Source organism: Luteolibacter pohnpeiensis, assembly GCF_016595435.1.
Lineage (GTDB): Bacteria > Verrucomicrobiota > Verrucomicrobiia > Verrucomicrobiales > Akkermansiaceae > Luteolibacter > Luteolibacter pohnpeiensis.
Genome location: NZ_JAENIJ010000007.1, coordinates 1 through 11783, shown reverse-complemented (window position 1 = coordinate 11783; position 11783 = coordinate 1). Strand labels below are relative to the sequence as shown.

Sequence of the window (11783 nt, the reverse complement as noted above, 5' to 3'; positions counted from 1 at the left end):
TGTTTCGAGCCGTGCCGCTAGAGGGAAGCAGAAAGTAGGAATTAACCGCCTATGATCTGATCATAAATGAATATCCCCTCGCCAACTTGATTCCCGGTGTCGAATAACTGGCTAGCACCGGACTCGAATTTCCTTTTCAGAGCAATGATCGAATCTTGTGCAGTTTCAATTTCGCAAATCCACAAACCGTTGGGCATTTCCTGAGTCAACCGATATAAGTAATGCGTGATTCCTCCTGAAGAACGCTCCTCAACTGATGTCGCGCTCAACAAAAGAGTCGCAATTTCGGAAGTTATTTTCCCAAGTGCCAGAGATCTGAATTCGTATGGCATTTGCGGAGCCGTGCGAATGGAACGTGGAACTAATACTAGTGCGATTAGATAAGTCAGAACCAAAAATCCAGCATAGATCGCACAGGAAATGACTAATACTTGGATGGGATGTCCGACCCAGACCTGCCAAAGAATTACACCACCAAACACGGCAGAACCCGCAATAATGAGTGTGTTGTGAAGCCCGTTGCGTTTCATGAATTACTTGCAGAACGATTGATTTTCAAGTGCGGGCGAAAGCTTGACTCACCTGTTGGCTGTAAGGGCTTTCATAACTTGGTTATAGATGAGTATGACATCAAGCCGGGTCGCGATAGTTGCTTCGAGCCAAGATCCGTCAGTTTACTTGGGGATGCGAGCATCGGATTCGTTTTGTTCGAACGTCAAAGCGCAGGAGATGGAACCTGTGCAGCCAGTTGCCATTTCCTACCTACTTCTTTGGCCTTAGATCGAAGGTGTCACGACCCCAGCTAGCCGACGTAGGTTTTGTTCATTCGCACCTTCCAGAAAATCCCTCATCTTTTCGGCGAAGGTCTCGTTCTCAAAGACCGCATGCCAAGACACAAGAGTTCCGCACTCGGTGCGATCGAGTGAAATCTTCAGATCGTATCGGGGTAAAGATGTATGGCGGATATGGACCCGTGCATCGGGAATGATCTCAACAAACTCCGACTCATTCGGGTAATCCCTACCGTCTGGTCCGTGCATGATGTATTTCCATTTACCGCCAGTGCGAAATTCGAAGATTTCAAATGTATTGCTGAACCCATCCGGTCCCCACCAGGTCGCATACTTTTCCGAATCTTCAAATGCTCCGAATACTTCCGCAGGAGTGACTGGAACCTCAATGTGATGTTCAAATATGGACATGTTTCTGCCAATCAAATAGTGTCAGTAGACGGCTGGCTGAATGCGTATGTTCGCGGTGTCAGTTGGTTTTGAAGAGTGATGATAAATCAACTGTGCGACTAACGGGATGTTCAAAATCTTCATTTGCAATTTGGAAAACGGCCGTATGGGGAGCGGCGATACAAAAATCAGATCATACGACTAAGCCGATAAGATCATCTGCATCAACAAGCCTTTTGTCTGCCACGCTGAAAACATAGGTCTTGTAGTGCCAGGGAGAATGACCTCCAGAACTGATAGTCGTAACAACAATAGATTTAGAGTCCGTGCTCCATTGAAGCTGGGAGGGGAGCCTTCCAGTGAAATCGTGTGAGAAGTCTAAATCTCCTAATTCATTTTTACCAACCCATGGGAAGACGACCAAACTGAAATCATCAAGATCCGGTTGCCAAATATAGTCTGATTCAGGAATGCGCCAAGTGGCCGTGAAAAAGGCATGATCGGGAGATTCAGACTTCAATATTGAATCATCTTGCTGTGTGAAGCCAGGAATGGATGTCACGGCCAACCATGCTAGAGCGAAAATCTTCATGCATTTGAAAGTTCAACACGGAGCTGGTTAGACGGTTGTCATGCCGCGGCTTTATTTTATGGAGGCGACGAAAAATTGTGTGCGCTGGACTACAGTGATCGTCACCATGGTCTTACCCTCTTGCCCAGGCTTCACCTCTGCGACCAAGTCCAATCGACCCAGCCGGGGGAGATCAAGGGTCCGGCAAAGCTTTTTCGGTTCGGTGGCAAAGAGCTTAGCGGTGAGGGGCACGTCATCGATCAGGGTCGGAGGGGTAGCATAGGCAAATCCCCGTGAGGCCGAGAATTTCTCCCACATACTTGGATCCCATTCCGTGTTGATAGTGGCAACCTCTACCTTTCCTTCAAATTTATCGGGTTGTTTTGCCAGGGTGGGTGGGAAATGCAACTCCCCCTGATGGTCCACTACATGGCCGCCGTCAGCATTAAATGCCAGCACTCGTAGAAACTCCTGCATGCCGTCTGATGTGGAACCAAAAGATGGCAATGCCATCAGTACTGATGTCATGAATGTGATTAGTGTTTTCATGGTTTTTGTAGCGAAAGATTTAGAGTATGGGACCGGCGGAAAGGAAGCAGGAATTCAAAGAAGGACATTTTCGCTGGTTCGGTGGCTCAACTTGTTCTTCTTAGGTTTTTCGTTCTCACGGCTCGTCGAAATAAAGTCTCTTCCAATCCTCAAGTTCAAATGCGGTCGAATTGGAGCAGTCCAGCCCGTAGGGTTGCCTGTCACGGCGTGTTCGGCCGCAGAATTACCATTCACCGAATTCCATCCACGCGGTCTCCCATGGATCGGCGGAAGCCGGACCTAATGCGAACTGATCCTGACTTGCACACGCCACGATCAAAAACGACGGATCTTCAGGATTATCCCAGCTCAGAAATACAGAGACAAATCTCTCTTGGACCTTCCACAAGGCAAAGAGTCCCCCTGACGCCCAGCATGGGGTGGCTTCATCCCAGCCATCCTTATTTGCTGCACAAGGACCGAGTTCGTCCGATATGATTTGGAGAGCTTCGTCCTTCAATTGCTCATAACGCTTCCTGGTTTCCGTCCAATCGGCTTCGTCTCGCGCTCGATCCTTTTCCCAATCCGTGTATTCCCAGTCGGCGAATCTCGCCTTGTCTTGATCCAAGATTCTGAATGTTGCTTGGTCAGACCCTAGGACCTCTTGAATCAATGAGCGTTGATGTGGTGTCATGTATTTAGCTGAACATATGAGGCCATCTGCGGCGGGAGGGAAGCTTCAAAGTCAATTATCGGGCTGATCGCCGGTTTGGCACCTCGACTTTGTTGGACTTGAATTATTGCGCGTTGGTTGGCGAGACGACGATCCACGGCACTGAGCTTGAATCCGCCCTAAACCTCTTTTTCTCCGCCCAATCCTTCAGCGTCGAACGGTAGATCTCCTTGCCATCCAGCTCGACGACAATCGTCCCAGCTAAGGTTCTCGAATAAATCGACTTCCCGTCAACTGTGGAGCTGGAGAACCCACCGAAGTAAAAGACGACTGCCACTCCCTCAGCGTTGGTATCGACAGGCTTACCAAGGGAATCCGGCAGCAGCTTGGTCTGGCGCTTCGGATCGAGCTCAAATTCTCTGTAGGTTCCCGCGTCCTCTAGTCGCACCTTTGCGCCTTTGATGGGAGTGCCAGAATTGGGGTCAACGACCTGCACCATCACTGGAAAAAATCCTCTTCCGTCGGCGATGATTGCGGCACTCGCGACTGAAGCAGCCGCGATCCATGCGAGGAGGAATGTCTTCATTGTTTTTGTTAACTGCCTTGTTCGCCCTACTCATTCACTTCGGTGATCTCCATGTCAAAGGCTTCGATGATCGCAAGCATGCACCCAGTCGCTGTAGGGATCACCGTGTGGGTCGAAGGTCGACCTCCCGCCTCGCTCTCCGTTTTCTTCAAAGTTAACAAGCACATCATCGCCATTCTTGAAAGCGTCGGGCATCGACATGAAATCCCAGGGATGTTGCAACCGGGGGGGCGTTTGGCGTTTGTCCACGGGGGCGGCGAAATAAAGTCTCTTCCAATCCTCAAGTTCAGATGCGGTCGGCCACCAAAAATGATCCAACGCGCGCAGATCAAAGTAGCCTCGCCACTCATCCTCATTCTCCGGCCATGCTTGAAAATCCATGCAGTGCTTGATCCGCCCGAATGCCTGTGGTGCCGCTCGATAACGGTTGTGATCAGTGAAACTGAAACTTACACTGAACGGCTCCATCTTTCTGGCGGACGTTTAATGCCCGTCACCTGTAACATCCTGTTCGCGTTTGCTTGGGTCGATTCGGTAGCGCACTTCTTCAAGCAAGAATCCCGGCCTCTCCTCCGATTTAGTCGATCCATCAGTCCGAAAACCGATGGCCTCATAAAAGCTCCGTCCTAACAAATTCGCCTCAAGCACCCAGAGCGTTACCGACGAAGCACCGCGCCTACGAGCTGCTTCGAAGGCAGCCTCGCAGAGTTGCCTACCACATCCCTGACGCCACGCGCATGGATCAACGTATATCGCAGCGATCTCAGCCACACCGGTCCCGTCATCATCTCTCGAGGGAATCAAGTGGCAAAAACCAGTGACGGTTGCCCCCAGGATAGTGACGAACAGATCACTGGATTCGTTATCGGCCTGCTGAGACCAGAACGTGACTCGTTTTTCAGGATTCAGGGCATTCAGGTAGTCATCCGGGATGATTCCCCGATAAGCACTTTGCCAACCTCCTACCTGAATCTCGGCGATGCGCTTGCCATCACCAGTTTCGGCCTTCCTTACCCTATGCATTGTATATTTCTCGCGAACGACCCAAACTCAGCGACACCGGGCGATGAGCTTGACTCGCAATGTTGTGTTCAAGTTATCCATCAATGTAAAATGCAGAGCTTGTCGGCTGTTGGCTGCAGCGCATGGTTAGGCCACGTCATGGTGTCCACCTGTAACGTCTCTTGGTGCGCGACCCTCGCTGATAATGCGGGTCGTGGGCGGGCACTGCAACCTCATCAACAAACTGAGCGTCCAAACGCTCGATTGTGCGCCTGGACGCAAGATTATCGGGGTCGCAGGTAATTGTGACGGCCTCGCAAACCGAGCGAACAAAAGGCGCAATAGCTCGACATGCCTGTAATGCGTAGCCATGACCTCGAAAGCTCTCGGCAATCTCAAACCCGACGTGACCGGCACAAACCCGAACGTGCTCCGTATCTCCGACACGAAAATTGATGTGTCCGACATCTGATCCGTCGGCGGCAATTATGCGGAAATGGAAATAGGGAACGAACCCGCGAGATGGCTCGCCGGACACAACCCGGGCAAGCCGCAGCGTGACCTCGCCCAAAGACAAAGTTTCTGGTGGGGTTGGCAGGTCGTCTGTGAGAGGTGCGGTCATAGTGGCCTAACGTCAGAGCGCAGCGAACTAGCAGCGTTGTCGCGGTTGCCTACCACGGCTTGTTGGGCAAATTCCATTTCAGTTGCCCATTCTGAATGTGGTGGATGCAAACGGCAAAACCATTCCGTAGAGAACCAAGCCAGTAGTAAGTCCCGCGACGATCAAAGCGCACCAAGATGCCCAGCGACATTCACCGTGCCGGACATGGATCCAGATGAACGACAGCAATAGCCCGCCGAATAGAAAAGGAGTCCATCGAAACGCAGTAATCGCAAACATGGTCATAGATCCAAATGAGTCCGTGCCATTGTAAATCTCAGAAAGGCCTCTAGCTCCTATGGCGCTTGCGAGGAACACAATGCAACCGAGCGCTACAATCGTGGCGGCTGTGCCTAGAAGTTCGGTAATCTTATCTCGTTTCAGCATCTGATATTTCAGTCCAATGTCGAGTCCTCCTACGCCTGACCTTGGGCGAGGCTTCGACGGTGGGCACGGGTTAATCCGCAAGAGCCATCGCACGGGTCGACTAGTAACAAAACAAAATAGCCCACAATGACAAGACTCAAGGATGCCATGCTTTGACGATGACCACGTGACCTGAGCTGTGATGCTCCATGCATCCGAAACAAGGATGTCAACGTCACCGGATGAATCATAGTTCAGCGCAGTCTCCGTCGATTGGTCCGCATCAATACCGAGGACGCTAGCAATAGCCGCCATTGAAGCCGCGCGCTGTTCCGATCCATAGCAATGGAGGTCATCTTCATCTACATCGGAGACCATGGTCGACAGAGCAGCCCCAGCGGTTGTTCAGCCGCGCCTGGTTCGCCTTTGGTTGCTCGCGGTCGCAGGTCATTGCATCTTCTGGCTGGGAATGACGCCTGAAAGCAGATCTGCCTCTCGGTCAAAAATCTTCAAAGCTTCGTTATACTCTGCCTCAGTCTTAAACTCAATCTGTGTTACCCGTCCCGCACTAATGGTTGCGACGATCTCGGGATACTGTTTCCGGAGGTCAAATAAGTAGTGTGACCGCATGGCTCCAGTGCCAGACCACTCCAACGTTGCCACATAGCCAAAGGCCACATCTTTGCCACTCACGAACTGCCCGCGATAAAGCTCAGGCTGAGCTCCAAAGAAAGGAGAAAACCACTCCGAATCATGAGCGGTCTCGATAGCGAGAAGAATAGTCCCGATGATTTTCCCAAAACTTCCCTCTTCGGTATACACAACTTGAATGACCTTACGGCCTTCGACGGTGGCAATGGTCGTGACAGTCGGCTCTTTCTGTCGGTCGATCCATGTGAGTGCCTTCTCTGTCGGCTTGGAAAACTGATCGTCAACATGTGGCATCTGACGATTCAGCAGGGACAGTCGAAACTCGGTAGAAACTTTTGCCGTCCAATTCGGCCCCTTGCCCCACGAATAAAGATAACAGTCTTTCGGAGCTCCGGATCGAAGATCATCATCGGCTCTCGCGACAATGGAGAATACTGTAAGCAGGACAATGATGAGAGAATGCATATTCATTGGATGAACGTTAGAGTGGTGGCAAGGCGGTGTTGAGCATCCAGAGCGAAGCGAACTACCGAGCTTGTCCGCCGTTGCCACACACGCTTGTTCTGTTATCTACTTCCCCATATTAGATCTTTTAGCAAACGCCATTCCTAAACCAATGATGGCGATTCCCACCGTGTTCCAAGCTCTGCCGCGATTGGCTGTGTCCAACTGTTGATCAATCGACACGAACTGGCGCTCCATATATCCAATGTCATCCATCGATTGATTTGCCCGTTTGGCTGCGCTTAATCTCTCCTGTATACGACCATAGTCGCGATTAAGGTCGTCACGGCAGATTGAATTCTCATACAGGCTAAACGTAAAAGCCAGAATACAGAGGAAATAGAGTGACAATATTACACGATTCATTTGAGGAGGAATTTTCTCACCGAATTTAAAGCCCTGTGATGCAACGGATTTTTGAACCGTTTTTGGTTTAGTTAAGACAGCGAATATTCGCCTCGAATTGGAACGGGGTTTGGTAGCCGAGCTTATTCTCTCTAACGATTTTCGTACCAGGCTTGCCACTTTTCAGCGTCGTATCCGAAGTCCTCGCCAGTCAGCGCGACCAATGCCTTGCGACAGTGGCCCCAGGTGCACTCGACCTTACCTGCCGTAACATCCGCTTCCGGGACACGCCGAATGTTACGGATTAATAGTGGGATTGAGGAGTCATCGCCGACACTATTAAGGAGGATGAAGCCCTCGTGATTTGGGTTCCAGGCAATCAGCTGGTGGATCGCCTCCCGAAGCTCATCCTCCGTAGAATCAGGATTTTCACAGACTTGTCGGAAGTTCTCTCGCGGCCAAATCACCATGCGGTAGTAGCCAAAGGCTGACATGGCCAGCAGAAGGGCCATTGCTGTCACGAGCCATGTGGTTGATCGACGAAACATTTGATATCAAGCGAACGTCAAAGCACACACCGCCTGACGGCGGCTGCGTGCCGACTGTGGATTGAAGGTTGTAGTCACGATGAAAATTGGACTCGGAGCGGGACAGGCGGTTGTCGCGCTGCGGCTTGTTCGCTTAGTCTTGTTGCATTACGCCCCAGCCATCAAGGTAACCCTCGAACTGCGAAACACGCTCAGCCAGGAGGGCCTCGAATCCGGCCACTGATTCATAGGTGACAATCATCTTTTTTGCAAGGTCCAAACACATCCCTCCAATCTCGTGAGGCTTTGTCTCAATATTCTCAAGCTTCTGGCCTGCTTTGTGATCCGCCAAAAACATCCTAGCGACCTTGTCCGCCTCTTCCTCGGTTGCGATCACCGCATGAAAATTGACGACGTGTTCTTTACTGAAGTCGAATCCGTGTGCCTCCATTCGCCGAAACACATCTCCGTTCTCATCGTCGGGATAAGTCATTATGATAGCGAATGTATAAGGCAATCCGCGGCGGGATGGAAGCAACAAAGTCGGCTATCGAGCTGATCGCCGTTGCCTGTCACATCTTGTAAGCTGAGGATATTCTGGTTGGGTGCTTGAGGAGAAGGCACTTGGCTAGCACGGTTTATATTCATACGGTCCTTGCAAGGCCATGGATGCGCGACCTGAGGGCTAGAAGCTCTGAAAGTGGAACAACAAGATTCAGGTTTTGAGCACCCGGCTTGTAGCTTGAAACCAAGCCAACAAGTTCGCCCCATTGGTTCAGAACCGGGCCACCGCTTGAACCCGGAGAAATTGGTGCGGTGATCTGCATGAGTGGGCTGTCGTCGTAACGATATCCACTAACGATGCCTGAACTGAGCGTGAACTCATCGCCCAGTGGATGCCCCAATGTGAAGATGTTTTCGCCGATCGCCGGTGGCTCACTAGCGATGGGCAATGGCTTGAGATCGAGGTCGCAAGAAAAGGCGGCCATGTCTACTCGCTCGTCACGGGAATACGCCGCACCGATAGGAGCGGTTTTTGCGGTATGGGAAGTTACCGTCACCGCCTCCGTATTGAGACGGTAGCTGGCAAGATTCTGCCTACCGGTGACATGGTCGGCGGTTGCCAAAAAACTGGTGTCCTTTCCCGCAAACGGTATCCGATCCAGGCAAAAGCCTGCCCCAAAAGAGTTGGTGGAATGGACGTGGATGATAACGACGGAATCGACGCAACGCTTGAAAATCTCAGAGCCATCAAGCTTCTCCCTCCGATTAAAGGAACCGTGAGGTAGCCGCCCCAATAAAAAACCGCCGACAGTGCCACCAGATACAAGGCCGAAGCCTCGCAGAAATTTGCGACGATTGAATGACTCGTTAGTTGACATTATTTTCTAGCGAACGTCATAAGACACCCATTCACTGTCGGGGGCGCTACAACTTCGGGATTAAGGGTTGGAATCATCTGAAAAATTCGACTCTGAACGGGTAGTGGATTGGTGTGCTCTGCCTTGTTAGCTCTTATTTTGTTATTCTGGTGATCCAAAATATTTGTCAAACACGCCTTTGTTTTTGTCTAGGTTCTTGTAGAACTCACGTAGCTGGGGAGTCCAGATATTCCGCAGTCCCTCCGGCATTTGTTGGAGATGCTGAGTAAACCTCTCCCCAATCTCCTTTTGAGATTTTGCTTCCTTCTCCTCCATCATCTTATTGACAGCTTTTCTCGCCGCATCAGATGGCAAAGGGAGCTTCTGGAACTCTTTAGCAAGGTGCGAAATTCGCTTTTCGCTGATCTTAAGCTTCCTGATAGCCTCATCCAATGTCACTTGATCATTGATTGAAAGAGTCAATGCTCCGGGAGACGAGACATGCGTGTAAAAATCCTCAGCTAGCTGTTCGTAAGTTGGTTTCTCGTTCTGAACCTCTGACTCAGGAGGTGCACCGAATAAGGTCGCTAAGCTAATGAGCATAAATGAGACGATTATTGTAATGTGTGTTTTCATATTATTGAGCTAACGTTCAATGTCCAGGCATGCGCGAGGGCTTGTCGCCTGCGGCATCTATTCGCCGTTTTCTTGGTCTTTAAGGTTAGAGGCGAACACCCGAGTAGGAGATGTAGAATAAGGAGAAGAGCATCGAGCAGATCGCGACTCCTTGTGCAATTTTCGCGATAGGTCCCCGAAGTGAGAACTGAAAGGCCAAGTGATTAAGCATGAGCATGATCGCTACAACACCGAGCCCGAACTTCTCATGGGGGTAGCCGGCAGGGAGCCCGTGGAACCATAGCAACCATTTTCCTAAGAGTGCGATACACATGACCAGCATTCCATAACGATAGACCGATGGCAATCGGCTGCTTTGCTTGGCGGAATGTATTTCGGAAATCATTTTATGGGCGAGGGTTAGAGATCAGAGACGGCGCGTTAGCGACGTTGTCCAGTAGCGGCTGGTTGGACTCATTTTTTCCAGAACTTCCAAGCTCACCTTGTCCAAAGATGGCCTCCACAATCTCAGCGAGCTGCCGTCGGCTAATGTGCTGAGTGGCCTGCATGAATCTTATGTCGAACGTAGAGCGCACGTGCCGCCAGGAGCGTGCGCGCGTGTCATTCACGGGCTTGGGGTTGCAGGTAAGGGAAATATCATCTCAACGAAACGGCTCCTAGCGGTTACGTGGCGCTGCTTGTTCGATCTTCTTCATTTGGTAAGTGGCATCGTTAAGGAAAGTGGTTAAGTCCTATCAGATTGAGCTCGGGGTCGGTAAAAATGATCCAAGACGAGTTGTTATTGAGAGTAACTGTAATCGCAATTCCTCCATTCTTCTTTCGAGGCTCAATCTTCACCTGATACGGAAAATCCTTTGGAATGCTAACCGAGTGATTGAACTTCTTTGTCTCTTTGTTCCTGTCTGTGAAGACTGTAATCCTACTCTTTATCCCGGGTAGGGTAATCATTTGGATCTCGCTAATACCATCCTTGTTGCGACTCGACGCTGAAACAACCCAATCATCACCAATCTTCCCATGCCATGTAGTTGGGTGATCTTTGCTCTCTTCCCACTTGATGCGATTGATCTGATCTGCGTCCTCCGCGCAAACGAACATTGGGGCGATAATCAGAAGGATGGCGATGATTCTTGGTTTCATTTTTATCGAACGTTCAATGTCCAAGCACGGGCGAGTGCCCGTTACCTATGACATCTTGTTAGCCGTTGGTTATTTCTTGGGTGACGAGTCGGCACTTGGATTCGATCTCGTCGAAATTGATCGTGAGGTAATACCCGGAATAGATGTGGATCTGCCAGCGATCTTTGCGCGGAACGAAGTATTTGTGGAGCCCCTTGTAGTTCAGCGGATCACAGCATGCCGCCGTAGCGCCAGCGGGGGGCTTGACCGAGACTCGAAACTGCTCACCAGCAGGGAGCTTACGGAAGTGGCCGCCAGTGAACGGCGCTCGCCACTGCGTCATGGCGATCACGTCCACCTCGGTGGTAGCCTCCCAAATCTGTCCCTCGTGAATCATGGAAAATCGTAAACGGTGACCGGAATGTCGTGCATGGAAAGTTCATCATGAATAATCGGCTCAATCTCGGACCAATCACCGCCCGCAAGTCCGCAACCGATACGCGGCATGTGGATGGTCGCCGCCAGTGATAGGGCGGACTCCCTCAGCGCGCCCATACAGCTCCGAACGGCATCATAACGAATCGGAGGAGTCCCGCTACGCCTCCTGATGTCCCGCTGCCCAATCATGTTCGCGACTGCGAGATCGCCTGCTACGGCAACGACCCGAACTGCACCCAATCCGAAATCGTTTTGGTCGCGCTCCGCATACCACTGCCGATAGTCAGATTCTGGTTCCGGCCACCTCCGGGAGATTGCGACTACGAAGCCCTTGCCCCAACCGCCGATGTCGTTGCAGATGTGGGCAATGATCTTGTGACCGTCTCGTACTGGGGCGGTCGCGTCGCCTGTTGTGTAGGTGATGTCGCGCACAATTTTCTTCGGCTAACGTCAGAGCACACCATCCGCCTGACGGCAGCTGCGAGTTGACTGTGGGTTGACTGTGGGTTGACTGTGGGTTGACTGTGGGTTGACTGTGGGTTGACTGTGGGTTGAGGGTTCTAATCACGGGAAAAATCCGACTCGGAGCGGGTCAGGTGGTTGGGTGCTGCGGCTTGTTCGGCGCTTGATGTTC

19 protein-coding genes are annotated in these 11783 nt (G+C 51.2%); all 19 read right to left on the bottom strand.

Annotation, left to right across the window (positions count from 1 at the left end; translation table 11 throughout):
- Nucleotides 1–41: 41 nt before the first annotated feature.
- Nucleotides 42–530: a hypothetical protein gene (locus JIN85_RS06015; RefSeq protein ID WP_200268650.1), complete on the bottom strand. Its 489-nt coding sequence runs from the start codon at nucleotides 528–530 to the stop codon at nucleotides 42–44.
- Between the two features lie 246 nt (nucleotides 531–776).
- Nucleotides 777–1202: an SRPBCC domain-containing protein gene (locus JIN85_RS06010; RefSeq protein ID WP_200268648.1), complete on the bottom strand. Its 426-nt coding sequence runs from the start codon at nucleotides 1200–1202 to the stop codon at nucleotides 777–779.
- Between the two features lie 172 nt (nucleotides 1203–1374).
- On the bottom strand, nucleotides 1375–1773 hold the full coding sequence (locus JIN85_RS06005; protein ID WP_200268646.1) for a hypothetical protein: 399 nt from the start codon (nucleotides 1771–1773) through the stop codon (nucleotides 1375–1377).
- A gap of 51 nt (nucleotides 1774–1824) precedes the next feature.
- Nucleotides 1825–2301 (bottom strand): hypothetical protein, encoded by a 477-nt coding sequence (locus tag JIN85_RS06000; RefSeq protein WP_200268644.1) that lies wholly within the window; start codon nucleotides 2299–2301, stop codon nucleotides 1825–1827.
- Nucleotides 2302–2524: 223 nt separating this feature from the next.
- Nucleotides 2525–2908 (bottom strand): chorismate mutase family protein, encoded by a 384-nt coding sequence (locus JIN85_RS05995; RefSeq protein WP_200268642.1) that lies wholly within the window; start codon nucleotides 2906–2908, stop codon nucleotides 2525–2527.
- 169 nt (nucleotides 2909–3077) lie between these two features.
- Nucleotides 3078–3539 (bottom strand): hypothetical protein, encoded by a 462-nt coding sequence (locus tag JIN85_RS05990; RefSeq protein WP_200268640.1) that lies wholly within the window; start codon nucleotides 3537–3539, stop codon nucleotides 3078–3080.
- Nucleotides 3540–3593: 54 nt separating this feature from the next.
- Nucleotides 3594–3920 carry a hypothetical protein gene (locus tag JIN85_RS05985; RefSeq protein ID WP_200268638.1) on the bottom strand — a complete coding sequence of 109 codons (327 nt, stop codon included), beginning with the start codon at nucleotides 3918–3920 and terminating at the stop codon, nucleotides 3594–3596.
- 102 nt (nucleotides 3921–4022) lie between these two features.
- Nucleotides 4023–4562 (bottom strand): GNAT family N-acetyltransferase, encoded by a 540-nt coding sequence (locus tag JIN85_RS05980; RefSeq protein WP_200268636.1) that lies wholly within the window; start codon nucleotides 4560–4562, stop codon nucleotides 4023–4025.
- A 136-nt stretch (nucleotides 4563–4698) separates the two neighbouring features.
- The gene (locus JIN85_RS22110) at nucleotides 4699–5163 is read right to left on the bottom strand and encodes a GNAT family N-acetyltransferase (RefSeq protein WP_200268634.1); all 465 of its coding nucleotides are present in this window, start codon (nucleotides 5161–5163) and stop codon (nucleotides 4699–4701) included.
- 78 nt (nucleotides 5164–5241) lie between these two features.
- Complete coding sequence (locus tag JIN85_RS05970) at nucleotides 5242–5589, bottom strand: hypothetical protein (RefSeq protein ID WP_200268632.1); 348 nt, start codon at nucleotides 5587–5589, stop codon at nucleotides 5242–5244.
- 426 nt (nucleotides 5590–6015) lie between these two features.
- Entirely contained in the window at nucleotides 6016–6684 is a 669-nt protein-coding gene (locus tag JIN85_RS05965; protein WP_200268630.1) for a hypothetical protein, read from the bottom strand.
- A 105-nt stretch (nucleotides 6685–6789) separates the two neighbouring features.
- A complete protein-coding gene (locus JIN85_RS05960) occupies nucleotides 6790–7089 on the bottom strand; it encodes a hypothetical protein (RefSeq protein WP_200268628.1) in 300 nt (99 codons plus the stop codon).
- Between the two features lie 131 nt (nucleotides 7090–7220).
- On the bottom strand, nucleotides 7221–7616 hold the full coding sequence (locus JIN85_RS05955; protein WP_200268626.1) for a hypothetical protein: 396 nt from the start codon (nucleotides 7614–7616) through the stop codon (nucleotides 7221–7223).
- Between the two features lie 133 nt (nucleotides 7617–7749).
- Nucleotides 7750–8088 carry a ribonuclease E inhibitor RraB gene (locus tag JIN85_RS05950; protein ID WP_200268624.1) on the bottom strand — a complete coding sequence of 113 codons (339 nt, stop codon included), beginning with the start codon at nucleotides 8086–8088 and terminating at the stop codon, nucleotides 7750–7752.
- A 151-nt stretch (nucleotides 8089–8239) separates the two neighbouring features.
- Nucleotides 8240–8722 carry a S1 family peptidase gene (locus tag JIN85_RS05945; RefSeq protein WP_200268622.1) on the bottom strand — a complete coding sequence of 161 codons (483 nt, stop codon included), beginning with the start codon at nucleotides 8720–8722 and terminating at the stop codon, nucleotides 8240–8242.
- A gap of 396 nt (nucleotides 8723–9118) precedes the next feature.
- A complete protein-coding gene (locus JIN85_RS05940) occupies nucleotides 9119–9592 on the bottom strand; it encodes a hypothetical protein (protein WP_200268620.1) in 474 nt (157 codons plus the stop codon).
- Nucleotides 9593–10303: 711 nt separating this feature from the next.
- Nucleotides 10304–10732 (bottom strand): hypothetical protein, encoded by a 429-nt coding sequence (locus tag JIN85_RS05935; RefSeq protein ID WP_200268618.1) that lies wholly within the window; start codon nucleotides 10730–10732, stop codon nucleotides 10304–10306.
- A gap of 58 nt (nucleotides 10733–10790) precedes the next feature.
- Nucleotides 10791–11108 (bottom strand): hypothetical protein, encoded by a 318-nt coding sequence (locus JIN85_RS05930; RefSeq protein ID WP_200268616.1) that lies wholly within the window; start codon nucleotides 11106–11108, stop codon nucleotides 10791–10793.
- Nucleotides 11105–11581: a macro domain-containing protein gene (locus JIN85_RS05925; protein ID WP_200268614.1), complete on the bottom strand. Its 477-nt coding sequence runs from the start codon at nucleotides 11579–11581 to the stop codon at nucleotides 11105–11107. Before JIN85_RS05925 ends, JIN85_RS05930 begins: the two co-directional genes overlap by 4 nt.
- Nucleotides 11582–11783 lie beyond the last annotated feature (202 nt).